The 23,066-nt window shown below is 60.0% G+C and carries 23 protein-coding genes; 16 read left to right on the top strand and 7 right to left on the bottom strand.

Annotation, left to right across the window (positions count from 1 at the left end):
• The 5 genes from ABIN98_RS01695 to ABIN98_RS01675 all read left to right on the top strand — a co-directional run.
• On the top strand, positions 1–418 hold a 418-nt coding region (locus tag ABIN98_RS01695), incomplete at its 5' end, for a TIGR02281 family clan AA aspartic protease (RefSeq protein WP_346906830.1).
• A gap of 88 nt (positions 419–506) precedes the next feature.
• Positions 507–2,006 (top strand): phosphomannomutase/phosphoglucomutase, encoded by a 1,500-nt coding sequence (locus ABIN98_RS01690; protein ID WP_346906828.1) that lies wholly within the window; start codon positions 507–509, stop codon positions 2,004–2,006.
• A gap of 148 nt (positions 2,007–2,154) precedes the next feature.
• Positions 2,155–2,559 (top strand): hypothetical protein, encoded by a 405-nt coding sequence (locus ABIN98_RS01685; RefSeq protein ID WP_346906826.1) that lies wholly within the window; start codon positions 2,155–2,157, stop codon positions 2,557–2,559.
• A 57-nt stretch (positions 2,560–2,616) separates the two neighbouring features.
• Positions 2,617–3,621 (top strand): aldose epimerase family protein, encoded by a 1,005-nt coding sequence (locus ABIN98_RS01680; protein ID WP_346906824.1) that lies wholly within the window; start codon positions 2,617–2,619, stop codon positions 3,619–3,621.
• 54 nt (positions 3,622–3,675) lie between these two features.
• Positions 3,676–4,707 (top strand): histone deacetylase family protein, encoded by a 1,032-nt coding sequence (locus ABIN98_RS01675; RefSeq protein ID WP_346906822.1) that lies wholly within the window; start codon positions 3,676–3,678, stop codon positions 4,705–4,707.
• Positions 4,708–5,023: 316 nt separating this feature from the next.
• On the opposite strand, the gene ABIN98_RS01670 is transcribed toward ABIN98_RS01675, so the two are convergent.
• Positions 5,024–5,641, bottom strand: coding sequence for an HAD family phosphatase (locus tag ABIN98_RS01670; RefSeq protein WP_346906820.1), 618 nt, complete (start codon positions 5,639–5,641; stop codon positions 5,024–5,026).
• A gap of 90 nt (positions 5,642–5,731) precedes the next feature.
• Between ABIN98_RS01670 and ABIN98_RS01665 the strand changes: the two genes are divergently transcribed.
• The gene (locus tag ABIN98_RS01665; protein ID WP_346906836.1) at positions 5,732–6,718 is read left to right on the top strand and encodes a phosphate/phosphite/phosphonate ABC transporter substrate-binding protein; all 987 of its coding nucleotides are present in this window, start codon (positions 5,732–5,734) and stop codon (positions 6,716–6,718) included.
• Here ABIN98_RS01665 and ABIN98_RS01660 read toward each other — a convergent pair.
• From ABIN98_RS01660 to ABIN98_RS01640, 5 genes are all read right to left on the bottom strand, one after another.
• Positions 6,708–7,892 carry an acetate/propionate family kinase gene (locus tag ABIN98_RS01660; RefSeq protein WP_346906818.1) on the bottom strand — a complete coding sequence of 395 codons (1,185 nt, stop codon included), beginning with the start codon at positions 7,890–7,892 and terminating at the stop codon, positions 6,708–6,710. The genes ABIN98_RS01665 and ABIN98_RS01660 overlap by 11 nt on opposite strands.
• 2 nt (positions 7,893–7,894) lie before the next feature.
• Positions 7,895–9,307, bottom strand: a complete 1,413-nt coding sequence (locus ABIN98_RS01655; RefSeq protein ID WP_346906816.1) for a bifunctional enoyl-CoA hydratase/phosphate acetyltransferase — start codon at positions 9,305–9,307, stop codon at positions 7,895–7,897.
• 148 nt (positions 9,308–9,455) lie between these two features.
• The gene (locus tag ABIN98_RS01650) at positions 9,456–10,055 is read right to left on the bottom strand and encodes a TadE/TadG family type IV pilus assembly protein (RefSeq protein WP_346906814.1); all 600 of its coding nucleotides are present in this window, start codon (positions 10,053–10,055) and stop codon (positions 9,456–9,458) included.
• A complete protein-coding gene (locus ABIN98_RS01645; protein WP_346906812.1) occupies positions 10,040–10,627 on the bottom strand; it encodes a TadE/TadG family type IV pilus assembly protein in 588 nt (195 codons plus the stop codon). The genes ABIN98_RS01650 and ABIN98_RS01645 overlap by 16 nt, the downstream gene beginning before the upstream one ends.
• A gap of 11 nt (positions 10,628–10,638) precedes the next feature.
• Positions 10,639–11,073, bottom strand: a complete 435-nt coding sequence (locus ABIN98_RS01640; protein ID WP_346906810.1) for a pilus assembly protein N-terminal domain-containing protein — start codon at positions 11,071–11,073, stop codon at positions 10,639–10,641.
• A 585-nt stretch (positions 11,074–11,658) separates the two neighbouring features.
• Here ABIN98_RS01640 and ABIN98_RS01635 point away from each other — a divergent pair.
• The 9 genes from ABIN98_RS01635 (at position 11,659) to ABIN98_RS01595 (ending at position 20,582) form a co-directional block, all read left to right on the top strand.
• Complete coding sequence (locus ABIN98_RS01635) at positions 11,659–11,838, top strand: Flp family type IVb pilin (RefSeq protein WP_346906808.1); 180 nt, start codon at positions 11,659–11,661, stop codon at positions 11,836–11,838.
• A 164-nt stretch (positions 11,839–12,002) separates the two neighbouring features.
• Positions 12,003–12,509 (top strand): prepilin peptidase, encoded by a 507-nt coding sequence (locus tag ABIN98_RS01630; RefSeq protein WP_346906806.1) that lies wholly within the window; start codon positions 12,003–12,005, stop codon positions 12,507–12,509.
• Between the two features lie 220 nt (positions 12,510–12,729).
• Complete coding sequence (cpaB, locus tag ABIN98_RS01625) at positions 12,730–13,500, top strand: Flp pilus assembly protein CpaB (protein ID WP_346906804.1); 771 nt, start codon at positions 12,730–12,732, stop codon at positions 13,498–13,500.
• A gap of 50 nt (positions 13,501–13,550) precedes the next feature.
• Positions 13,551–14,951, top strand: a complete 1,401-nt coding sequence (locus tag ABIN98_RS01620; RefSeq protein ID WP_346906802.1) for a type II and III secretion system protein family protein — start codon at positions 13,551–13,553, stop codon at positions 14,949–14,951.
• Between the two features lie 22 nt (positions 14,952–14,973).
• On the top strand, positions 14,974–15,678 hold the full coding sequence (locus ABIN98_RS01615; protein WP_346906800.1) for a CpaD family pilus assembly protein: 705 nt from the start codon (positions 14,974–14,976) through the stop codon (positions 15,676–15,678).
• Between the two features lie 9 nt (positions 15,679–15,687).
• On the top strand, positions 15,688–16,986 hold the full coding sequence (locus ABIN98_RS01610) for a CpaE family protein (protein WP_346906798.1): 1,299 nt from the start codon (positions 15,688–15,690) through the stop codon (positions 16,984–16,986).
• 37 nt (positions 16,987–17,023) lie between these two features.
• Positions 17,024–18,559, top strand: a complete 1,536-nt coding sequence (locus ABIN98_RS01605; protein ID WP_346906796.1) for a CpaF family protein — start codon at positions 17,024–17,026, stop codon at positions 18,557–18,559.
• Between the two features lie 31 nt (positions 18,560–18,590).
• On the top strand, positions 18,591–19,589 hold the full coding sequence (locus ABIN98_RS01600) for a type II secretion system F family protein (RefSeq protein ID WP_346906794.1): 999 nt from the start codon (positions 18,591–18,593) through the stop codon (positions 19,587–19,589).
• Between the two features lie 9 nt (positions 19,590–19,598).
• A complete protein-coding gene (locus tag ABIN98_RS01595) occupies positions 19,599–20,582 on the top strand; it encodes a type II secretion system F family protein (protein WP_346906792.1) in 984 nt (327 codons plus the stop codon).
• 107 nt (positions 20,583–20,689) lie between these two features.
• On the opposite strand, the gene ABIN98_RS01590 is transcribed toward ABIN98_RS01595, so the two are convergent.
• Positions 20,690–21,472 carry a tetratricopeptide repeat protein gene (locus tag ABIN98_RS01590; protein ID WP_346906790.1) on the bottom strand — a complete coding sequence of 261 codons (783 nt, stop codon included), beginning with the start codon at positions 21,470–21,472 and terminating at the stop codon, positions 20,690–20,692.
• A 179-nt stretch (positions 21,473–21,651) separates the two neighbouring features.
• On the opposite strand from ABIN98_RS01590, the gene ABIN98_RS01585 reads away from it, so the two are divergent.
• Positions 21,652–23,046 (top strand): leucyl aminopeptidase family protein, encoded by a 1,395-nt coding sequence (locus ABIN98_RS01585; protein WP_346906788.1) that lies wholly within the window; start codon positions 21,652–21,654, stop codon positions 23,044–23,046.
• Positions 23,047–23,066: the final 20 nt, after the last annotated feature.

Raw genomic sequence — 23,066 nt, 5'->3', positions numbered from 1 at the left:
GGTACAGGCAGAAGAAGTTGCCGATAGCGAAGACACCGACACCGGATCCAAGACCTTCGAAATTCCCATGGCCCGCAACGGCCAGTACGTCACTGAAGCGAGTCTGAACGGCCGCGAAGTCACCCTGCTGGTCGATACCGGAGCGTCCAAGATCGCCTTGCCTGAGGATGTCGCCCGAAACATTGGCATATTTCTGCAACCTTCCGATTATAATATGCGGGTGACAACCGCGAACGGGATTGCCAAGGGGGCGGCCGCCACCCTGCGTGATCTGCGCCTTGGTCCGATCCGGTTGAAGGACGTCGATGTCATGGTTCTGGAAGACGGCCTGCTGACAACGCCCTTGCTGGGAATGTCGGCTTTAGGCAGACTGGAGCGGTTTCATATTTCGGATAACACCCTTATCCTCGAACAATAACCTGCCGGAACCAAAAACGCCCATTTCTGCTCACACATTGCACAACCGATTGCTCCCCGAGACAATTGCCCCTGAGAGAGGTTCTTTGATGTTGCCCAAGCCCGTGGCTCTGCTGAAGCCGAACACCTACGAGTATGAATCCCGTCCGATGGTGAAGCCGACCGGCTTCCGCGAATACGACGCCCGCTGGTTGTTCGAGAAGGAAATCAACCTGATGGGCATGCAGGCGCTCGGCATGGGCATCGGCACCCTGATGCATGAGCGTGGCGTCCGCCCCGACATCGTCGTCGGCCACGACTTCCGCAGCTATTCCGCGTCCATCAAGATGGCCGTCATCAACGGCCTGCTGGCCGCCGGCATCAACGTGCATGACATCGGCCTCGCGCTGTCGCCGATGGCCTATTTCGCCCAGTTTGCGCTTGATGTGCCGGCCGTTGCCATGATCACCGCTTCGCACAACGACAACGGCTGGACCGGCGTCAAGATGGGCATCAACCGCCCGCTGACCTTCGGTCCGGACGAAATGGGCCGGCTGAAGGAGATCGTGCTCGAGGCCGCCTTTAACCTGAAGGGCGGCGGCAGCTACCGTTTCGTGGAGAATTTCCCTGAAGTTTATTTCAACGACCTGACCGACCGGCCGAAGCTGAAGCGCCCGATCAAGATCGTGGCCGCCTGCGGCAACGGCACCGCCGGCGCCTTCGCGCCGCGCATCCTGGAAGCCCTCGGTGCCGACGTGATCCCGCTGGATACGGATCTCGACTTCACCTTCCCGCGCTACAATCCGAACCCGGAAGACATGAAGATGCTTCATGCCCTGCGCGACAAGGTTCTGGAAACCGGCGCCGAGGTCGGCCTTGGCTTCGACGGCGACGGCGACCGCTGCGGCGTCGTCGACAACGAGGGCGAGGAGATCTTCGCCGACAAGGTCGGCGTCATGCTCGCCCGCGATATCTCCGCGCTTCATCCGAACAGCAAGTTCGTCGTCGACGTCAAGTCGACCGGCCTGTTCAACACCGATCCGGTGCTCAAGGCCAACGGCGCCACCACCGACTATTTCAAGACCGGCCATTCCTACATCAAGCGCCGGGTGACCGAACTGGGCGCCATCGTCGGTTTCGAGAAATCCGGCCATTATTTCTTCAACGCCCCGATCGGCCGCGGCTACGATGACGGCCTTGTCTCGGCAATCGCGATCCTCGACATGCTCGATCGCAACCCGGACAAGACCATGGCGGATCTGCGCCGCGACCTGCCCAAGACCTGGGGCTCGCCCACCATGTCGCCGCACTGCGAGGACGAGATCAAATACGATGTCGTCGACCGTGTCGTCGCCCGGTTCAAGGACATGCAGGAAAAGGGCGAGACCATCGCCGGCCGTCCGATCACGGACCTGATCACCGTCAACGGCGTGCGCGTCGTCACCGACGACGGCACCTGGGGCCTGGTGCGCGCCTCGTCCAACAAGCCGGAACTGGTGGTCGTGATCGAAAGCCCGGCCTCGGAAGAACGCCTGCACGCCATGTTCAAGGCGGTCGATACGGTCCTGCGCGAAAACCCGGAAGTCGGCGAATACAATCAGACGCTTTGATCGTCTGCACTCTGAATTGAAAAAAGGGGCACGAGAAACTCTTGTGCCCCTTGAGGCGTATGGCGTGTATCAGTACCGTTCGTTCAGAGGTTGCGGATAGGGGAACCTGCGACCTTTTGATCAAAGGTAGCGCTTGGAGGGGGCGATTATGTTGTCATTCGTCCGAAAGATTGTAACCGGATTTAAAAACGCATTTATTATGAACCGCGTTCTCGAGAATATGGCTGCCGGTCAATATGAGGGTGCAATCAAAGAAATTGATAAATTACAGGGCGCGTATATTCAAACAGAGGCGTTGCTTATCAAATGCTATGCCTTAGGAAAGCTTGGACGTGCTGATGAGATTGAAGTGAACGCGTCAGATGCATTAAAGTTCATAGGAAGTGGCAATTACAGCAGTATTGCCGAAATGTATGTAAGAGCATATGCGGAGGCTGTGTGTCCTTCCATTGTGAATAGTAAATACTTCAGAAAATACGAGTTGGAATATTTGAAAGACAACATTCAGAATGTTTCGCCGAGACTACGACGGGCGTTGCCTCTCGTGCTGTAGTAATATGCCTTCTTGATTTTCCATCCTTTCCAAAAAAGAACAAACAAGGTCGACCGCATGATCCGCGAATTCGGAACCCTGGCCGACGGTACGGCCATTCAGGAAATCACGCTGAAGAAAGGCCCGCTGGAGGCGGCCGTCCTGACCTATGGCGCCATCATCCGGGATCTGAAATTCAACGGACGGTCCGTCGTGCTCGGGTTTGACGATCTTGAAAGCTATGTCGCCCATTCGCCCTATTTCGGCGCCGTGCCCGGCCGCTGCGCCAACCGGATTTCCAATGCGACCGTGACCATCGACGGCACGGAGTACAAGCTCGGGGCCAATGAAAACGGCAACCAGCTTCACGGCGGCAAGACCGGCTTTGCCAGCCGGGTCTGGAGCCTGGAGCAGCACGACAAGGGCAGCGTGCTTTTGAAATATGTGTCGGAAGACGGCGAGGAAGGCTATCCCGGCCGGGTCGAGGCCTTGGTGCGCTACACGTTGACCGGCGCCGGCGCGTTGCGGGTGAAATTCACGGCCACCACCGACAAGCCGACGCTCGTCAACCTGACCCAGCACAGTTATTTCAATCTGGACGGCAGTCTGGACATTCTCGACCACACCGTAGAGATCGTGGCGGACACATATTTGCCCGTCGACGAAGCGGGCCTGCCCACAGGGGAGATCCGCCAGGTGGCATGGACGCCTTATGACTTCCTCGAAGGCCGCAAGCTGCGCCGCAAGCCGGGCGAGGAAGGCGTGATCTTCGATCACAATTTCTGCCTCGCCGATGGCCCACGTGACGAGGTGGAATTCGCCGCCGCCGTGGAAGACCGGGCGGGCAAATGCCGCATGGAGCTTTGGACGACGGAGCCGGGCCTGCAGCTTTATGACGGTTTCAAGGTCGATGTCCCCGTGCCCGGCCTTGAGGGCAGGATCTACGGCCCCAATGCGGGCCTGTGCCTGGAGCCGCAGCGCTGGCCCGACAGTGCCAACCACGACAATTTCACGAATGTCTTGTTGCGGCCGGGAGAAACCTATACGCACGTATCTGAGTACAGATTTACGTCAGAGGCCTGACATCGGTCCCGGTTGACGCGGGTCGTAAGCCAGGCATGTTTCAGGGGTATTCGCTTGAAAACGGTCTTTTCTTCCCTCCAGTTTGATCACGACCCCAAACAGGAAATCTGCGACGGCGAATTGAAGCCGGCGGTCGAGATCCCGGAACGCGCCAGGATCGTCCTGCGAACCGTCGAGGAACGTGGGCTCGGCGAGGTCATGGAACCGGAGGACTTCGGCCTCCGTCCGCTGCAGCGGGTTCATGATCCCGACTATCTGAACTTCATGGAGAGTTTCTGGAGCCGCTGGACCGCCGCCGGACGCACCAAAGAGGCGTTCCCCTTCGTTTGGCCGGTGCGCACGTTGAGAGCCGATGTCGCCCCAAATCATATCGACGGGCTGCTCGGCCGGTATTCCATGGATGCCGGCACACCGCTCGGCGAACACACATTTGCCGCGGCGAAGGCGTCCGCGAACACGGCCCTGACGGCGGCGAAGCTGGTGAAGGAAGGCGAGACCGCAGCCTTTGGACTGTGCCGTCCGCCGGGCCATCACAGCGGCCGCGATTTCTTCGGCGGCTACTGCTTCCTGAACAATGCCGCCATCGCGGCGCAATGGCTGCGCGACAATGGCACCGACCGGGTCGCCATCCTCGATGTGGATTATCATCACGGCAACGGGACCCAGTCGATCTTCTACGACCGTTCCGACGTCCTGTTCCTGTCGCTGCATTCGGACCCGATGCAGGAATATCCCTACTTCCTGGGTCATGAGGACGAGACCGGCGAAAATGCCGGAACCGGCTTCAACCGGAACTGGCCGCTGCCGCTCGGCACGGACTGGGACGGCTATTCGCCGGCCCTTGAGGACGCCTGCCGCTGGGTTCAGGTGTTCAAGCCGGATATCCTGATCGTGTCTCTCGGGATGGACTGTTTCGAAAACGACCCGATTTCCGGCTTCAAGTTCAAGAGCGACGACTTCACGAAGCTTGGTCAGCGGATCGCCGCGCTTAATGTCCCGACCGTCTTCCTGATGGAGGGCGGCTACGCGGTCGACGCGCTCGGGACGAACTGCGTCAACGTCCTGAAAGGGTTTGAAGCCGGCTGATCGCCGGCCGTCAGACCACTGTTGCCTGGTCTACTTGTGAAGTTTTTGTAAGCATAAGCCACCCCACTCCGGGATGGACTGGACACGAAAAACAGTCCCGCCCACTCCCATCTCCCCCCTTGAGGGGGAGATGTCGGCGAGAGCCGACAGAGGGGGGTGAAACGGTGCCGCCCATTCTGAAATGCCGAATTTTCCGGGAGGCTTATACCCCCCTCTGTCTCCTGACGGAGACATCTCCCCCTCAAGGGGGGAGAGGAAAACAAGACGATAATCCAGGGTTTCGACACAGTCGCCGTTAGACCGGACACCAGCGAATTCAGACCCTGAAACCGAACTCTGCCAGGTCGGCGCGCAGCTTGTCGGCGCCTGTGAAGTGGACGGCTTCCAGTCCCGCGTCCCGGGCGCCTTCGACGTTTTTCAACGAATCGTCGATGAAGACGCAGGCGCTTGCTTCCAGATTGTTGCGGGTCAGCAGCGCTTCGAAGATACGCCGGTCCGGCTTCAAAAGCCGTTCCTCGGCGGAAACGACCGTGTCCCGGAAGCTCGAAGCGAGGAACGGGAAGCGGGCCTTGGCTTCGGTGAATTTTTCGCTCGAGAAATTGGTGATCGCATAGAGCGGTACGTCGGCGGTCTTCAGCGCCTCCAGGATCGCGACGCTGCCGGGAACCTCGCCCGGAACCATCTCGTGCCAGCGGTCGGAATAGGCGGCAATCAGGTCCTTGTGCTCCGGATAGATGGCGGTCAATTCGCCGACGGCCTCCTCCCAGGATCGGCCAAGATCCTGTTGAAGGTTCCAGTCCATGGTGCAGATTTCGTTCAAAAACCGGTGGCGTTCGTCCGGGTCCGGAATAAGCTTGCTGTAGAGGTTCTCCGGATCCCACTCGATCAGAACGTTACCGATGTCGAAAACGACCGTGTCGACGGACTTGGGCATGGGGGCTCCTAGGAGGATGGCATCCGGTTAAGAGGTGGGACGAATCGGATAGACCTTAAGAAACCATCATGGGATGGTATTCGTGTGAACATGAAAAAACTGGCGGCCATCATGCTGGCGTGCCTGCTTCCGTTAGCAGGGGCGGCGGCTGCAGAAAAGGAAAATCCGGATCCGCTCCGCAGGCTTCGGCTTGGCGTTGCCGTCGGCACCGACGAAACGATCCGCGACCGCCTCGAACCGTTCCGTGCGGAACTGGAAGTCGCCCTCGATCTGCCGGTTGACCTGTTCCTTCTGGATACTCTGGGGAACGTGGTGGATGCCCTGGCCGCGGGGGATATCGACTATGCCCGCCTGTCCGCGTCCGCCTATGCCGCGACCTATTCCCTGTGCGAATGCGTGGAGCCGCTCGCAACGGCCCGTCCCGATGCTTTTCCCGCGCGCTACTACGCCCTGATCGTCAGCCGGGCGACCGAACGCCCGCTGACTTTGGCAGATCTCGCCGATGGCCGGCTTGGGGTGCAGGCGCCTGAATCGGTGACCGGTTACCGTGTCCCGCTGACAAATCTGGCGGCCGAAGGGGCCGATCCCAGGAGCTTCTTCCGCAATCTCGTGCGCATGCGCGATCCGGTCGATGGCCTGCAGGCAGTGCTTGACGGAAGAGTGGATGCGGCAACGGCGTGGTCGACACTCGCCGGCAGTGCTGGGTCCGGCTATACCGCCGGCACCTTGAACGAGTTCTATCTTTCCGGCTCCCCTGGCATGAACCGGCTGAAGGTGATCTGGCAATCGCCGCCGATCCCCTACGATGCGCATACCGTGCGCCTGTCCCTGCCCGACGAATTCAAGCGAAAACTGCGCGGCGCCCTTCTGGACATGAAGGACCAGGCGCCGGACGCCTATTTCGCGATCGAGCCGGATATGCCCGGCGGGTTCGAACCCGTGGTTCACGCGGACTACCGGGCGGTGCTGCGGACCTACGAGCCGAAATACCAGGCCGTTCTGGAAGGTAGACGCTCGCAGGAGCACCCGTCTGCAGAAGAGCCAGCTGAACCGTCACTGGAAAACCCTAGCCGGTAACGTCCTCAAGCAATTCGAGGGTATGCCGGCGGATCATCTCTTCCTCGTTGGTCGGGACGGCCATGATCCTGACCCTAGACCCGTCGGCGGAAATGTCGGCGGCGTTTGCCGCGTTTTTCTGGCGGTCGATTTTCAGACCGAGCCAGTCCTGGTCCCCGCAGACCCGTTCGCGCACGAGTGCGGAATGTTCTCCGATCCCGCCGGTGAAGACCAGCGTGTCGAGCCCGCGCAGGATCGCCGCCATGGAGCCGAGTTCCCGACGGATTCGGAACACGAAATAGTCGATCGCTTCGGCCGCTGCGGGATCGTCGCTCTCGCTCAGAAGACGCATGTCCGAAGTCAGGCCCGAAAGGCCTTTGAGACCTGAGTCCTTGTAGAGCAGGTCCGAAATCTCGTCGGGGCTCATCCCCTTGGTGGTCAGGAGATAGAGCACGACACCGGGATCGAGCTGGCCGCACCGGGTGCCCATGGGCAGACCGTCGAGGGCGGTAAAGCCCATCGTGGACCCGATGCTCCTGCCTTTGTCGATGGCGCACATGGAGGCGCCGTTGCCCAGATGGGCGACGACGAGCTTTCCGCCGAAAGCCTCTACGTGATGCTCTTGCAGGTAGGAACAGATATATTCGTAGGACAGGCCGTGAAAGCCGTAGCGCCGGATGCCTTCGTTGTAGAGGCTGCGGGGCAGGGCGAAGGTGTCGTTCACCCACGGATGATGGCGGTGGAAGGCCGTGTCGAAACAGGCAACCTGCAGCGCCTTCGGGAATGCGGTTCGCGACGCCCGGATGCCGGCGAGGTTATGCGGCTGGTGCAGGGGCGCCAGCGGATTGAGGCGGGCCAGTTCATTGAGCTTTTCATCGTCGAGCACCAGCGGGGCCGCATAGTCGACGCCGCCGTGCACCACCCGGTGCCCGATCGCCTCCACGGAGATCTTGCCTGTTTCGCGCTCCAGGATGGTCAGCAGGGCCGCCAGGGCGGTTTCATGGGTGGCGCCGTCTTGCGTGCTGAGATCCTCGTTGAGGTCTTCCGACCTGCCGTGCAGGTGCAGATGGATATGGGGCTGGACGCCAAGGCCGGAAATCTGGCCGGAAATGAGTTGCCGTTCGCCTTCGTAGAGATTGAATTTGATCGACGAGGACCCGGAGTTCAGGACCAGGATATCCGGCTGATCCGCCATGATCAGGCTTCCCCGCTTTTCAGGAGTGCGACCGGCGCGCCGTTGACAAGCCAGTAATGGTACAGGAGGGCGAGAGCGCAGGAGGCCAGCCTTGCCCGGACATCATCGGCACGGCTCGTCAGCATGATGGGGACCTTGGCGCCGATCACCAGCCCGGCGGCTTCCGCATGGGCGATGAAGGTGAGTTCCTTGGCAAGCATGTTGCCCGATTCCAGATTGGGCACGATCAGGACTTCCGCGTGACCGGCGACCAGCGAGGTGATGCCCTTCGTCCGGGCAGCCTGGACGTCGATTGCATTGTCCATGGCGAGCGGGCCGTCGACGATGCCGCCCCTGATCTGGCCGCGTTCGGCCATCTTGGAAAGAATCGCCGCATCGAGGCTCGAAGGAATGGCCGGATTGACGGTTTCAATGGCCGACAGAATGCCGACCTTCGGGGTTTCCAGACCAAGCGACAGCGCGCAGTCGATCGCGTTCTGGGTAATGTCGACCTTGGTATTGAGGTCGGGCACGATGTTGATCGCCGCGTCGGAAATCAGGACCGGGGTCTCGCGCCCGGGAATGTCCATGACGAAGACGTGGCTGATCCGCCTCTTGGTGCGCAGCCCGCCCTCGCGCTTGACCACGTGATGTAAAAGGTCGTCTGTATGAAGGTGACCCTTCATGACCGCACGGACCCTGCCTTCGTGAACCATGGCGACCGCGCGTGCGGCAGCTTCGGATTCGTTCTCGATGTCGATCAGTTCGTGGCCGGAAATGTCTTCCTTGAGTGCTTCCGCGGCCTTCCTGATGCGGTCGCCCGCGCCGATCAGCACCGGTTGGATCAGACCTTCCCGGGCAGCCTTCAGGGCGCCTTCCAGGGAATTGGGATCATCCGGGGCGACCACGGCCGTCGGCAGCGGCGGAAGCGTCTTCGCCAATTCCAGAAGACGATTGAAATGCCGGTGCCGTTCCACGAGCAGGGACGGCAGCTCCGAGGCGGCGAACTCAATGGTCCGGGACGGCGCGATCACGCCGGCCATGCCGTTTGCGACCAGGGTGCCGTCGTCCTTGGTCACCTTGACATCGAGTTCGACCACACCGTCCGGCAGCTTGGACGTGACTTCAAGCCGGACAGTCAAGGTCTCGCCGACCGCGACCCGGTCGTGGAAGTTGAAGGTCTGGCTCCTGTAGACCGTTCCCGGTCCGGGAAGGATATTGCCCAGAACCGCGGAAACCAGAGCGCCGATCCACATGGACGGAGCCACCGGCTTGTCGATCTTGCCGTCCCCGGTCCAGTCCGTATCCGGCAGGTGCAAAGGATTGTGATTGCCCGAGGCATGCGCGAACACCAGAAGGTCGTTCGCGGTGCATATTTTTGAAATCTCGGCCGTATCCCCGACGGATATCTGCTCGTAGGTGCGATTTGTCGGCATGCCGTCCCCTTGTCGAACGCGGGATAGGTTTTGAGGAGAGGTCCCGCAGTGCAGCAAATTTTGCGGTCAGGGTAATCATCTTTTGCGACGGAACAAATACGCGCAATTGGGTATGTTTCAAAACCGCCCGCGGGTTGCCTACCCGGGCTCAGTTGTTGGTGAGCGTGACCTTCGTCGACAGGCGCGGTTTCAAAAAATAGGTGTCGCCGAGTTCCATCGATGTCGCGCGCGGAAAGATGTGTTGCAGCATCGAAGCAAACAGCGGCACGTAGGTGTATGAGGACTTGCCTATAACAAGCGATTGGCCGGCAACCGAGATCGACTCCGGTATATCGATATCTGGTGTCGTTCCGCCCCCCCAGGGTTCGTCGCCACTCTTGTTCAGGCTCCAGTCGACGATCGCATCTCCTTTTCCGTCGAAAGTGACGCTCGCGATGATCACATCGAGCGGCGAATCCGAGTAAGGAAGCATGATCTGCTCGGCAGCAACCATGATATCGGAGATTTCGCCGACGCTGATCGTTTCAGTCTGCGCCACAAGGTCGGCGGCGGAACTGGCAACCTGGCTGACCTTGCGATCGGTGTTCAGTGCGGTGACCGTCTCTGACATGCCGATCAGAAGGATCAGCAGGAACGGCAGGAGCAGGGCGAACTCCACCGCAGCGATACCCCGCGTGTCGGCTCGCAGGCGTCGCGCGGCGGTGCGCAAAACATGGGTGATTGTATCAGACATTACGAACAGCTCCACGGAAACGGTTCATTCCGGAAGACCGCCGTTGAATAAAGAAGACGTTCGGCACTTCCCGTATCGCCGCTGTCGAACCGCAGCAAAGCGGTGAACATCGGCCAGCGGTAGACGACCCGCGCGACCACGATTGAATTGGCACAGCCGATATTGAAAGTGAAACTGTCCTTCAGATCGCCGTCTTCATCGAACAGCGATTCCATCGTGCCGAGTGAGGTGAAGTCGGTATAAGTGGTCACATCGACGATGAACTTTTTCTTGTTGCACAGGAACCCCGGCAGATTGGAACAGATCTCGTCCTTGAACGCGTCAGCGTCGAAACTGGCCTTCTGTGCCTGGCCCGTGCGCACGATGCGGGCGGATTCAAGAACCGCGTTGTCGATGAGACGGTTGACGAAGAAGGCCAACCCCATTTCCACGATGCCGAGAACGATCATCAGAAAGGGGATTCCGACGATGGCGAACTCGATTGCCGTTACCCCCCGGCGGTCATCCGAGTATCGACGACCGATCCGTGCGGCTTTCCGGATCAGCCGGCCTGCCAGTCCGTGAAGGGAGAAACGGGGGCTTGTCATTTCCTTCTTTCCTATTTGGCGACGCCGGCGGCCTTTTCGGCAAGGTCATTGCGCATGGTTGCCTGCGCCGCAAAGGTATCGAAGGCCGCTTGCGCATCGCCGAGTCGCAGTGTCGGTTCGCAAACCGGCGCGCACGTATAGGTCTGGCGCATCGCGTTGCGGGTGACGGAGACGACATTGTCTTCGGACGCGCGGACGATGATGACTTCATCGATGATCGGCTCACCCTTGTCGTCGAGAATGACCAGGTTGGTGCTTCCGTAGCTCTTGCCGGTGACGACGACTGTAAAATGGTCGTGCATGGAGACGTCGGCAATGAAAGGGTTGCCGACGATCACTGTGGTCGCGGGTTCCTTGATACGGAAGACCTTCGCGCGATCGACCGTAACGGTGACCGGATCCTCGCTGGCGAATGCTAGGCCGGTGGTCAGGACGAACAAAGCCATAACAGCCAGTCTTTTTAGCAGTGTGAGCCTCACACACATGGCGTACTCCAGATTCAGCCGGGGTTTCGACTATTAGTCGGTAACAAGGTGAAGGAAGCCCTAACGTGGCGCGTGAAGAAGAGTGAAGGCTGAGAGAGAGATTGTAGTGCCGAAAGAAGTGCACGTTATAGGCGTTTTTAGGGTAATTCGAATAGGCCTGAGACAAATGCCTAGATGATAGTGCAGATGCAAATGTCGGGAAAATCACCCTGTATTTCCATGAGGATGAGGGGTTTGTGAGATAAATTTTCCACTGAAGAGTTGTTTTGTTGCCCGTTTAAGAATAACGTACGTAATATAACGGATTAATAGATAGATATATTTGAAATGAATTGAGTAGATTTTATATAAATAACATATTGTTAAGTATGCATTCTGTTAACCATAGGTAGTTTTATCAGGAATACATCAGAAGTTAGTGGTAAATTTAACCGGTTGGAAACTGCTGCGCCGTAAGTTCCACACATGCCTCGGAAGGACCGGACAACAGGTCCAATGGGCAAAGCAAAAGAAGCTGTCAATACAAGTGGAATTTGGAGCAAACACATGAAGAACATTTTCGCACGTTTCGCTAACGATGAGTCTGGCGCAACCGCAATCGAATACGGCCTGATCGCTGGTCTCGTTTCCGTTGTCATCATCGGTGTTCTCGGCACCATGTCCGACAGCCTGAAGAACATCTTCTCCGACATCAGCTCGGCTCTGACGACCGCAGACGCTCAGTAAGCTGTCTGACGGTTTTTCCGAAAGGCGGCGACGCCTTTCGGGAACTGGTTTCGAAAAGCGGGCGAGCAATCGCCCGCTTTTTCTTTTCTTAAATTTTTAACGGCTAGGCTGTTTTCAGGTACAGGCGTCCGGCGCCCCCGGCACCTTGGAACAGGTATCGAGTTATGATTGAAAACATCCAGCTGATCGTTTTTCCCATCCTGATCGCCTTCGCCGGCGCATCCGATCTGTTCACGATGAAGATCCCGAACCGGGTTTCCATTCTCCTGGTGGCCGGTTTTGTCATCCTGGCCATTGCCCTGAGGCTCTCACCCGAACAATGGGGCTGGCATCTTGCCGGCGGCGCGATCGTCTTTGTCGCCTGTTTTGCGATGTTCTTCCTGGGCTGGATGGGCGGCGGCGATGCGAAGCTCGCCAGTGCCATAGCCTTGTGGCTCGGCTTCAATGAGACCCTGCTTGTGTTCCTGACGATGGTTGCCATCTATGGCATGTTCCTGACCGTCGGGCTGTTGGCATTCCGGACGCTGCCAGTCCTGCCGGGCCCGCTTTTCCGCCAGGACTGGATCGCGCGTCTCCATGACCGGAAGACGGGTATTCCCTATGGAATAGCGATCGCGGCGGCAGGTCTTCAGGTCTACCCGTCGACGTTCTGGTTCCCCGCGTTCCACTAGTTTCTCGTGCTATTGTTGTTCTGGCTCAGAATGAGCTTCAATCTTATGGTTAATCATTGGTAATTTTACTGCAGTTTGCAAGTTATTCATAAATTATTCAATAAGGTTAAAAGTTCTTAACGATATTTCCTCATACCTAATTAACCATGTTTTGACGAATTGGACTCCAAGATGATGGTCAGCTGCGCAGAACGTTGCGCCTCATTTTGCGAGTTTAGTGATGAAGTACGCACGACTATTGGTTCTTGGTGTTGCGCTCGGGGCGGGTGTCCTGGCCGCGCGCATGGTTATGACCAGCCAATCGCCGGCGCCGAAAAAGGTGGTGGCGGAATCGCCCGAAAAGTCGGAGAAAATCCAGGTTCTGGTCGCGGCCAAGGATATCGGCCTGGGACAGAAACTGGCAGCAAAGAGCCTTTCCTGGGCCGATTGGCCAAGCGATGCGGTTCCGCCCGGCGCCATCACGCACGCAAAAGACCCGAAGGCGGGCGAGACCTATGTCGGGCACATCGCCAAGGCCCCCATCTATCAGGGCGAACCGATCCGCTCGCAACGCCTCATCAACACCGACAAGGGGTTCATGGCCGCGATTCTGCCGAAAGGAAAGCGAGCGATCGCCGTCGCGGTCGAAGCGGAAACCACGGCCGGCGGGTTCATTCTTCCCGGAGACAAGGTCGACCTGATCCTGACGCGGCAGAATGAAGATCGCACGGTCCTGAGCGAAACCTTCCTTAAAAACATTCGCGTCCTTGCCATCGACACCACGACGGCCGGCGAAAAGGATGAAAAGTCCTTGTCGCCGAAACGGACGGCAACGCTGGAACTGAGCCCGGAACAGGCTGAAATCGTTGCCCAGTCCCAGCAGCTCGGCACCATTTCCCTGGCCTTGCGGAGTGCCCAGGACTCGTCGGACGACGACAACGGCCCCGTCCGTCGCCGGGGGGGCGTCAATTTTGTGAAATACGGCGTTTCAAGTCAGGCGGGCACGCAATGACGAAGTTTCTCGATGCAACAAACCGAAAAACGGGAGGGCGAGGTATCGGCATGATGCGGTCTGCAATCCTGATCCTGTCCCTGTTCGCGGCCAGCCTGCTCTCACCTGGCGGAGCTCGGGCTGGAGACAACTTTCCCAAACAGGTACATGTTGCCGCAGGAGAGCGGGTGTCCGAACGTCTCCTGCGCGTCGGGATCGGACGTTCGGTGGTCATCGACCTCGCAGAAGAAGTTGCCGACGTTCTGGTTTCCAATCCCGAAATAGCCGATGCGGTGGTCCGCACGCAGCATCGCGTTTTCGTTCTTGGCAACAAGACCGGCCAGGCAAATCTGGTGCTGTTCAGCCGGAGCGGCCGGGAGCTTGCGACCTTCAACCTGCGCGTCGAACCGGATACATCCGACCTGACCGCGCTGATCCGCCGGGCCGTTCCCAAGTCGAACATCATGGCCGACTCCGTGAGCGGCAACATCATCCTGTCAGGGACCGCCCGCAATACAGCCGACGCGCAACGCGCGGCCGATATCGCGGCCCGCTTCGCCGGAACCGGAGCAAAGGCTTCCGAAGTCCTGAACATGATCTCCGTTGAGGGAGAGGATCAGGTCTATCTGAAAGTCACCGTCGCCGAGGTCGAGCGGTCGATCGTCAAACAGCTCGGCGTCAATCTGAGCGGCACCATCGGTGTCGGCAACTACATAGGCGGCTTCAACAACTCCACCAGCTTCCCGGTGAACTCGTCGATCGTGTCGCAGGCGGTTGCTGGCGGCAGTTTCGCGGCCGGAGGCACAAGCCTGTCCGCCAGCATCGAGGCTTTGCAGCGCGACGGCGTGATCCGCACCCTGGCTGAGCCGACCTTGACCGCAATCTCCGGTGAAAACGCGAGTTTCCTGGCCGGTGGTGAGTTCCCGATTCCGGTGGCCCAGACAGACGGCGATATCTCGATCGAATTCAAGAAATTCGGTGTCGGTCTCGACTTCACTCCGGTCGTCCTGTCCGCGGGGCGGGTCAGCCTCAGGGTCAAGACGGAAGTGAGCGAATTGTCCAGTGACGGTGCGATCACCACCGGGGGTATCACGGTCTCGGCACTGAAGGTCCGCAGGGCGGAATCGACGCTCGAGCTTCCCTCCGGCGGAACGCTGGTGATGGCCGGATTGCTACAGGAATCCTACAAGCAGTCGATCACCGGGATACCGGGCCTCATGCAGTTGCCGGTCCTGGGGGCCTTGTTCAAAAGCCGCGATTTCCTGCGCCAGCAGACGGAACTCGTGGTTTTCGTGACCCCTTATACGGTCAACCCGGTGGCGGCCAGCAAACTGGTGCGACCTGATCAGAATCTGATGCCTGCCAGCGACTCCGAAACCGTGTTCCTGAACAGACTGAACAAGATTTTCCGCCGCCCGGGAGAGCCGGAGACCGGGACCTACCAGGGTCAGGTCGGATTTATTTACAAGTGAGGTACGGCAGATGAAGGCATTGATGAATAAGCTGTCCTCGTTTGTGACCCGGGCCGGTTTCGCGAGCGCGGTGGTTGTCTCCCTGGCCGGCTGTCAGTCCCAGACGCAGGGTACGGACACCAGTCTGCTGGCTGCCAATGACTACAGGCTTCGCCATCCGATCGTCGTCACCGAACAACCGGAAACGCTGGATCTGCCGATCGGTTACAACACCCGCAATCTGAATGCGCCGCTGTCGGAGACCATTACGGCTTTTGCCGTGCAATCGCGCAAGAACGGCAACGGGCGGGTTGAGATCCTCGTTCCGGCAGGGGCCGGCAACGAAGCAGCCGTGCATTCGGTGGTCCCTCATATCCGCACCGCCTTGAAACGCGGCGGCGTCGGCAGCAACCGGGTCACCACCCGCAGCTACTCCGTGGAAGACGCTTCGGCCGACGCGCCGATCCGCCTGTCCTATCCGAGGGTCATGGCGACGGCCGGCCCTTGTGGGGAATGGCCGAGAAACATGGGTGGCGAGTTCAATCGGAACATCGACTACGAAAACTTCGGGTGCGCAAGCCAGGCCAATCTGGCCGCGATCGTTTCCAATCCGGCCGATCTGGTCACGCCGAGGGCGGTTCAGCCGCCCGACCAGCAGCGCCGGGCCGTCGTGTTCGAAAACTACAGGGCGGGCAAGGTAACGGCATCCGATTACAAAGAAGGCGTAGGCGCCGAAGTGTCCGAGTAAGGAAGGGTCATGAGCATCGACATGGATATGGCGAACTACGCTGTGGACTTGGGCCACGATGGCATGCCGGAGAGCACCCAGCAGCGTCCCGAGGACAGGTTTGAGACCCATCCGATTCCGCGGATCTCCGTTCAGGGCTTCTGTCTGTCCGACGCGACGACCCGGACGGTCGAGGCCGCGGCGGAAGACCGGCGGATGACGAAGGCCCATGTAAAAGTCCACATGGGCGGGATCCCGGCTGCCATCGAACATTATGCTCAGGCGCCGACACCGAACCTCATCATCGTCGAAACCAGCGGCAACCAGGGTGATATCCTGACCGAACTCGATCAGCTCGCCGAATTTTGTGATGCCGGGACCAAGGTCATCGTCATCGGCGACGTGAACGACGTGACGCTCTACCGCGAACTCATGCATCGCGGTGTCAGCGAATACCTCATTACGCCGCTGGACATCTACCAGTTGATCCGCGCGATCGGGGATCTTTACGGCGATCCCCAGTCCGAACCGTTGGGGCGCACGGTTGCGTTTTTCGGGGTGAAGGGCGGATGCGGGGCATCGACCGTCGCCCATAATGCAGCCTGGGCGCTGGCGCGGGAATACCAGAACGAAACCGTGGTTGCCGACCTGGACCTGGCCTTCGGGACGGCCGGCCTCGACTTCAATCAGGATCCGCTACAGGGTGTCTTTGAGGCGATCTCGGCTCCCGAACGGCTCGACGAAACCCTGCTCGACCGTATCTTGTCGAAATGTTCCGAGCATCTGAGCCTGCTCGCCGCCCCGGCCTCGCTGGAGCGCACCTACGACTACAGCGAGCATTCGTTCGAACTTCTGATGGACACCATGCGCGCCAGCACGCCGACGATCGTGCTTGACGTTCCTCATTCCTGGAACGCCTGGGTCAAGAACGTCCTGGTCAGTGCCGACGAGGTGGTCATGGTGGCCGAGCCCGACCTGGCGAACCTGCGCAATGCCAAGAACGTCGTCGACACGCTCAAGCAGTTGCGGCCGAACGACCGCTTGCCGCTCCTGGTCATGAACCGGGTGAATGTGCCGAAGCGACCGGAGATCAAGCCGGAGGAATTCGCAACGGCGCTCGGAATGACGTCGCTGCTTTCCATTCCCTTCGAGCCGCAGCTTTTCGGAACCGCGGCGAACAACGGCCAGATGATTGCGGAACTGGAAGCCAAGAACCCGGTTGCCGGTGTCTTCACCGAAATCGCCCACGTGGTCTCCGGAAAGTCCAATCCGGGCAAGATCAAGAAACCGGGGATTTCATCGCTCTTGTCGAAACTGACCGGCCGATAGGCCCCACTCGGAATGTGTAACGGAGATATTTGCCGCCATGTTCGGTAGACGCGGTTCAACGTCAAACGGAGCAGCAACTGTCCGGCCCGTCACGCCGGTGCAGCCTAAACCTGCGCCCGAGCCGGAGCCGTCTGCAGCTGCCGACCTGCCGGAGAAGCATCTGGAGCACGAGGTTGCGGTGGAGGCCGCCGCGCCGCTGCCCGAAAAGCCGCCCGAAAAGCCTATCGTGGAGCCGCAGCCCCAGGCGCCGGCGCCGAAGCAGGAAGCCAAGCGCCGCAAGTCCGGCGAATACTACGAAACCAAGGCGCAGATCTTCAACGCTCTGGTCGAGGCGATCGATCTTTCGCAGCTCAGCCGTCTGGGCCCTGAAGATGCGCGCGACGAAATCCGCGATGTGGTCAATGACATCATCGCCCTGAAGAATGTCGTCCTCTCCATCGCCGAGCAGGAAGATCTGCTGGAGGATATCTGTAACGACGTTCTGGGTTACGGTCCGTTGGAGCCGTTGCTTGCGCGCGACGATATCGCCGACATCATGGTCAACGGGGCCGATGTGGTTTACATCGAAACCGAAGGCAAGATGCAGCAGACGGGCGTCTCCTTCCGCGATAACGCCCAGCTCATGAACATCTGTCAGCGGATCGTGAGCCAGGTCGGCCGCCGGGTCGACGATTCAAGCCCGATCTGTGACGCCCGTCTTCCGGACGGCTCTCGTGTGAACGTGATCGCCCCGCCGCTGGCGATCGACGGTCCCGCACTCACCATTCGTAAATTCAAGCGCGACAAGCTGACCCTCGATCAACTGGTCAAATACGGGTCGATCACTCCGGAAGGGGCGACGATCCTGCAGATCATTGGGCGCTCGCGCTGTAACGTGCTGATCTCCGGCGGTACCGGTTCGGGTAAGACGACGCTTCTGAACTGTCTGACCGCCTATATCGAGAGCTCCGAGCGCATCATCACCTGCGAGGACTCCGCGGAACTTCAGCTTCAGCAGCCCCATGTGGTCCGCCTCGAAACCCGCCCGCCGAACCTGGAGGGCGAAGGCGAGATCACCATGCGTGACCTGGTGAAGAACTGTCTGCGTATGCGTCCTGAACGCATCATCGTCGGCGAGGTGCGCGGGCCGGAAGCCTTCGACCTTCTGCAGGCCATGAACACCGGCCACGACGGCTCCATGGGCACGTTGCACGCCAACTCGCCGCGCGAGGCTCTGTCGCGACTGGAATCCATGATCACGATGGGCGGCTTTTCGCTGCCCTCGCGAACATTGCGGGAAATGATCGTCTCCTCCATCGATGTCGTGGTGCAGGCCGCACGTCTTCGCGACGGCTCGCGCCGGATCACCCATGTGACCGAAGTGATGGGCATGGAAGGCGACGTGATCATCACCCAGGATGTTTTTGTCTACGACATGATCGGGGAAGATCCGAGCGGACGCATCATCGGCCGTCACCGGTCCACCGGGATCGGGCGCCCGCGGTTCTGGGAGCGGGCACGCTACTTTGGTGAGGAAAACCGCCTGGCTCAGGCGTTGGACGCTTCAGAAATGCCGGAATACGTCGATGATTGAGGCACTGTGAATGGAAGCCTTCGAGCCATTTATGACACCCGGGGTAACCGGCGTCGCCGTCGCGCTTCTCGTGACCTTGAGCATCGGTGGTATGATTTACGCCGTGTTCCAGCCGCTTCTTTCCGGCTCGCGACGCAGGGACAAGCGCATCAGCGGGATCGCTGCCCGGCCGCAATCCGCGGAACTTAGAAAGAAGGTTGGCGACGGCGACCGGCGGCGCAAGTCCGTCCAGGATCAGCTGAAGGACTTCGAGGAACGCCAGAAGGCCAAGCTGCAGAAACAGAACAAGCCTTCCCTGTCCGTCCGCCTGGAGCAGGCAGGGCTTGCCTGGGAACGCAAGCACTTCATCTATCTCAGCATCGCGTCCGCCGTCGTCGGGGCCCTGATCGGCCTGATTGTCAGCCAGAACATGCTGATTGCGCTTGGTATCGGTTTCGTTGGTGGGTTCGGCTTTCCGCGCTGGTTCGTCAGCTTCAAGCGCAAGCGGCGGTTTGACGCCTTCCTCGACGAACTGCCGAATGCGGTCGACATCATCGTCCGTGGCGTGAAGGCCGGTCTTCCTCTCGGCGATTGCGTCAAGATCGTCGCAAAGGAAGCGCGCGAGCCGGTCGCCGGGGAATTCCGCAAGATCGTCGAAACCCAGGTCATGGGTATTTCGCTGACGGATGCGGTCGCGCGCATGCCCGAACGGGTGCCCCTGGCGGAGGCCAACTTTTTCGCCATCGTCGTCGCGATTCAGCAGAAGGCCGGCGGGGGGCTGTCCGAAGCGCTCGGCAATCTGTCCAAGGTTCTGCGCAGCCGCAAGACGATTCAGCGCAAGATCAAGGCGCTGAGCGCGGAAGCCAAGTCGTCTGCCGCTATCATCGGTTCGCTGCCGTTTGTCGTTTCGACCATCATCTACGTGGTGGCACCGGACTATATCTCGCTTCTGTTCACGCGACCTGCCGGCCACCTGATCATCGCCGGAGGCCTCTTCTGGATGTTCGTGGGCATCATGGTCATGCGCAAGATGATCAACTTCGATTTCTAGGAGACGCTGATGTTCGATCTCACAAGCATCGCCAGCAGCAATTTCCTGGTCGCCTTCCTGACCCTTGTCGCCGTGGCCGGAACCCTCTTCACAGTGGTCATGCCGATCTTCGAGCGGGACACGCTGAAGTCCCGGATGAAGTCGGTCGCCCTGGAGCGCGACAAGTTGCGTGCCAAGGAGAGGGCGCGGCTTGCAACGGAAAAGACCGACGCCCGCGCCTCGCTGCGCTCCACGCAACCGAAGGAGCAGGTCAAGAACCTGGTCGACCGGCTCGATCTCAGGACCAGGCTCGCGGATGCCTCGACCCAGGACAAGCTGCGCATGGCCGGCTATCGGGGCACGGGGCCGCTCTACACCTTCCTGTTCGCGCGTATTGCCATTCCAGGCGTTCTCTTCCTGTTCGCCCTTGTCTACGCCTTTGCCGTACTGCCCTCCGACACGCCGGCGATCACCAAGATTTCCGCCTGTCTCTTCGTCGGCGGTATTGGCGTCTTCGCGCCGAACCTCTACATCCAGAACGCGATTTCGAAACGTCAGCTGTCCATTCGCAGGGCTTGGCCCGATGCGCTCGATCTCATGCTGATTTGCGTGGAATCGGGCATGTCCATCGAAGAGGCGTTCCGGCGGGTCGCGGAGGAAATCGGTGCACAGTCGATCCCGCTGGCCGAGGAACTCACGCTCACCAACGCCGAGCTGTCCTATCTCGGCGAACGCCGTCAGGCTTATGAGAACCTGGGCAAGAGGACTGGTGTCGACGGTGTGAAGAACGTGATGATGGCTTTGATCCAGGCGGAGCGCTACGGCACGCCGGTCGGTCACGCTATCCGCGTCATGTCCGACGACAATCGTGAACAGCGCATGCAGGAAGCCGAAAAGAAGGCGGCCTCCCTGCCGCCGAAACTGACCGTTCCGATGATCGTCTTTTTCCTGCCGGTTCTGTTCTTCGTCATCATGGGTCCTGCCGTGATGCAGGCCATGGACGCCTTCAAGTAAGCCGCACACCAAACTCCGATAATCTCACAGACAGACGCGAGAACGGCCGCCCTTTTTGGGCGGCCGTTTTAGCGGAATATCCCTATTGTCTTGAAAATAATGCCGGATCAGCTGCGGCTTTGCGCGATCATGTCGCGCAGATAGGCGATGTTGGCTTCCGCCTGCTTCGGGTCCAGTTCCGACCGGGCGACCTGTTCGGCCTCGGCGAACTTGCCCTGGATACCGAGCGCCAGTGCAAGGTTCTGGCGTACGCGGCTGTCGGCGCCGGGCAGGGCGGCCGCCTTGCGCAATGTGTATTCGGCTTCCGGCAGCTGGTTGGACAGGAGATAGGACAGGCCGAGGTTGTTGAGCAGTGTCGGATCGTTCGGCGCGATCTTCAGCGCCTGGTGATAGAGCCCGCGGGCGCGTTCATGATTGCCCATCTGGTCATAGATGGCGGCTTGTGCCGACATCAGCTTCCAGTCCGGCATCTGCGGCGTCTGCGCGCGTTGAAGCACGTTCAGGGCCTCGTCGAAGCGGCCGTTCATGGCGAGCACCTTGCCGTAGGCCGAGGCGATCTCGCGGTCGTTCGGATTAGAGATGACAGCGGCGCGCAGGACGGCCATCGCCTGTTCGATCTGCTCGTTTTGCTGCAGGGCGTTGGCATAGCCGAGGATCGCAGCGCGATCCTTGCTGTCTTTCTCGTATTTGCCGCCCCAGGAGGACACCGCCCGCATGGCGGCACTTGACCCCGGTTTTGCATAAGTCAGGCTGTTGCTCGGGGAATGGGTGCCGACGCTGTTGTTCCGGGAGGATGCGCAACCGGTTAGCAGCACGGCCGCGGTCATCGCGGCCGCCAGCGGCAGGTAGCGGGTGCGCCGCCGGGTTTTACCTTGAGCTTTCTGGGTCATTGCTGACACCTCGACACATGAGCTTCACTGAACGTTCTGTTCTTCAAATCAGTAGTTTATTAACCCTAATGGATGGTTAAGCTGGCTGGTCCGGCTGGCATGTCCCGTTCCGGATATTGCCAAGCGCGTCCGGGATGCGTACCTGTGCAACATGCAGATAAACTTTCCAGGAGCCCGCCGTGCGTGAAGCCTTGATCCGTGAAATTGAAGCCCAGCAGCCGACACCGGTCATTGCCGTCAAGGAGGACGATCTGGAAGCCGTCCTCGCAGGCCTTGGACAGCCGGCAGCGGATTGGGCGAAGCGCAACGGTTTCCGCGCAGCGCCGGGAAGCAGTCTTCTGGTGCCCGCGGTCAACGAGGCAGGTTCCGCCCTGCTGTTTGCAGCCGGGGAGAACGGTTCCGCCCAGCCTTTTGCCCTCGGCGGGCTGGTCGCTTCCTCGCCGGCCGGGGACTATGCGCTTGCCGACGGTTTTCCCGATCCCGAGTTCGCAGTGCTCGGCTTTGCCCTGTCCTCCTACCGGTTCGAGAAATACCGGAAGAACGGGGCCGCACGGGCGCGCCTTGTCGTTCCTGCTACCGTCGACCTTGCGCGGGTTGATGCGATCCTCAAGGGCGTTCAGATCGCCCGCGATCTGATCAACATTCCGGCGAACGATCTGGGGCCGCAGGAACTGGCGGCCGAGATCCGGTCGCTCTTTGTCGAAAACGGCGGAACGGGTGAGATCATCGAGGGCGACGCGCTGCTGGAACGGGGCTTCCCAATGGTCCATGCGGTCGGCCGTGCCTCGAGCCGCGAACCACGTCTTGCGGATTTCACCTGGGGCCCGGAAGACGCCCCCAAGGTGACCCTGGTCGGCAAGGGCGTCATCTTCGATACCGGCGGTCTCGACATCAAACCGTCCAGTGCGATGCTCCTGATGAAGAAGGACATGGGCGGCGCGGCCAACGTGCTTGGTCTCGCGGCGATGATCATGGCGGCCGAACTGCCGGTGCGCCTGCGCGTCATCGTGCCATGCGTGGAAAATGCGATCTCCGGATCGGCCTTCCGTCCCGGCGACGTGCTGCCGAGCCGCAAGGGCCTGACGGTGGAAATCGGCAACACCGATGCGGAAGGACGCCTGGTGCTGGCCGATGCGCTCGCGCTCGCAGACGAGGAAGAGCCGGATCTACTGGTGGATATGGCAACCCTGACCGGAGCGGCCCGCGTCGCGCTTGGGCCCGACCTGCCGCCGTTCTTCACAGATGACGAGGATCTGGCGGAGGAGATCGCTCTAGTCGCGGAGGCCAGTGCGGACCCGCTGTGGCGCCTGCCGCTGTGGCAGCCCTACATGAAATATCTCGACAGCAAGATCGCCGATATCAACCACATCAACACCACCGGCGCGGGCTTTGCCGGCTCGATCACGGCAGCGCTGTTCCTGTCACGCTTTGTCGGCAAGGCCCAGTCTTGGGTGCATTTCGACATCTACGGCTGGACGCCCATGGACAAGCCGGGCAAACCGGCCGGCGGCGAGGCGCAGGGCATCCGCTGCCTGTTCGATCTGATCAGCGAAAGATATTCGGACAAAAAATAACGGCTCCGAAACAATTTTCT

This window comes from uncultured Roseibium sp. (genome assembly GCF_963675095.2).
Lineage (GTDB): Bacteria > Pseudomonadota > Alphaproteobacteria > Rhizobiales > Stappiaceae > Roseibium.
The sequence above is the reverse complement of the archived record's forward strand: the minus strand, read 5'-3'. Positions and strand labels throughout refer to the sequence as shown.

Coding starts and splice junctions, on each gene's coding strand:
- ABIN98_RS01690 (WP_346906828.1), top strand. CDS start 507: ATGTTGCCCAAGCCCGTGGCTCTGCTGAAGCCGAACACCTACGAGTAT.
- ABIN98_RS01685 (WP_346906826.1), top strand. CDS start 2,155: ATGTTGTCATTCGTCCGAAAGATTGTAACCGGATTTAAAAACGCATTT.
- ABIN98_RS01680 (WP_346906824.1), top strand. CDS start 2,617: ATGATCCGCGAATTCGGAACCCTGGCCGACGGTACGGCCATTCAGGAA.
- ABIN98_RS01670 (WP_346906820.1), bottom strand. CDS start 5,641: ATGCCCAAGTCCGTCGACACGGTCGTTTTCGACATCGGTAACGTTCTG.
- ABIN98_RS01665 (WP_346906836.1), top strand. CDS start 5,732: ATGAAAAAACTGGCGGCCATCATGCTGGCGTGCCTGCTTCCGTTAGCA.
- ABIN98_RS01660 (WP_346906818.1), bottom strand. CDS start 7,892: ATGGCGGATCAGCCGGATATCCTGGTCCTGAACTCCGGGTCCTCGTCG.
- ABIN98_RS01655 (WP_346906816.1), bottom strand. CDS start 9,307: ATGCCGACAAATCGCACCTACGAGCAGATATCCGTCGGGGATACGGCC.
- ABIN98_RS01645 (WP_346906812.1), bottom strand. CDS start 10,627: ATGACAAGCCCCCGTTTCTCCCTTCACGGACTGGCAGGCCGGCTGATC.
- ABIN98_RS01640 (WP_346906810.1), bottom strand. CDS start 11,073: ATGGCTTTGTTCGTCCTGACCACCGGCCTAGCATTCGCCAGCGAGGAT.
- ABIN98_RS01635 (WP_346906808.1), top strand. CDS start 11,659: ATGAAGAACATTTTCGCACGTTTCGCTAACGATGAGTCTGGCGCAACC.
- ABIN98_RS01630 (WP_346906806.1), top strand. CDS start 12,003: ATGATTGAAAACATCCAGCTGATCGTTTTTCCCATCCTGATCGCCTTC.
- cpaB (WP_346906804.1), top strand. CDS start 12,730: ATGAAGTACGCACGACTATTGGTTCTTGGTGTTGCGCTCGGGGCGGGT.
- ABIN98_RS01620 (WP_346906802.1), top strand. CDS start 13,551: ATGATGCGGTCTGCAATCCTGATCCTGTCCCTGTTCGCGGCCAGCCTG.
- ABIN98_RS01615 (WP_346906800.1), top strand. CDS start 14,974: ATGAATAAGCTGTCCTCGTTTGTGACCCGGGCCGGTTTCGCGAGCGCG.
- ABIN98_RS01610 (WP_346906798.1), top strand. CDS start 15,688: ATGAGCATCGACATGGATATGGCGAACTACGCTGTGGACTTGGGCCAC.
- ABIN98_RS01605 (WP_346906796.1), top strand. CDS start 17,024: ATGTTCGGTAGACGCGGTTCAACGTCAAACGGAGCAGCAACTGTCCGG.
- ABIN98_RS01600 (WP_346906794.1), top strand. CDS start 18,591: ATGACACCCGGGGTAACCGGCGTCGCCGTCGCGCTTCTCGTGACCTTG.
- ABIN98_RS01595 (WP_346906792.1), top strand. CDS start 19,599: ATGTTCGATCTCACAAGCATCGCCAGCAGCAATTTCCTGGTCGCCTTC.
- ABIN98_RS01590 (WP_346906790.1), bottom strand. CDS start 21,472: ATGACCCAGAAAGCTCAAGGTAAAACCCGGCGGCGCACCCGCTACCTG.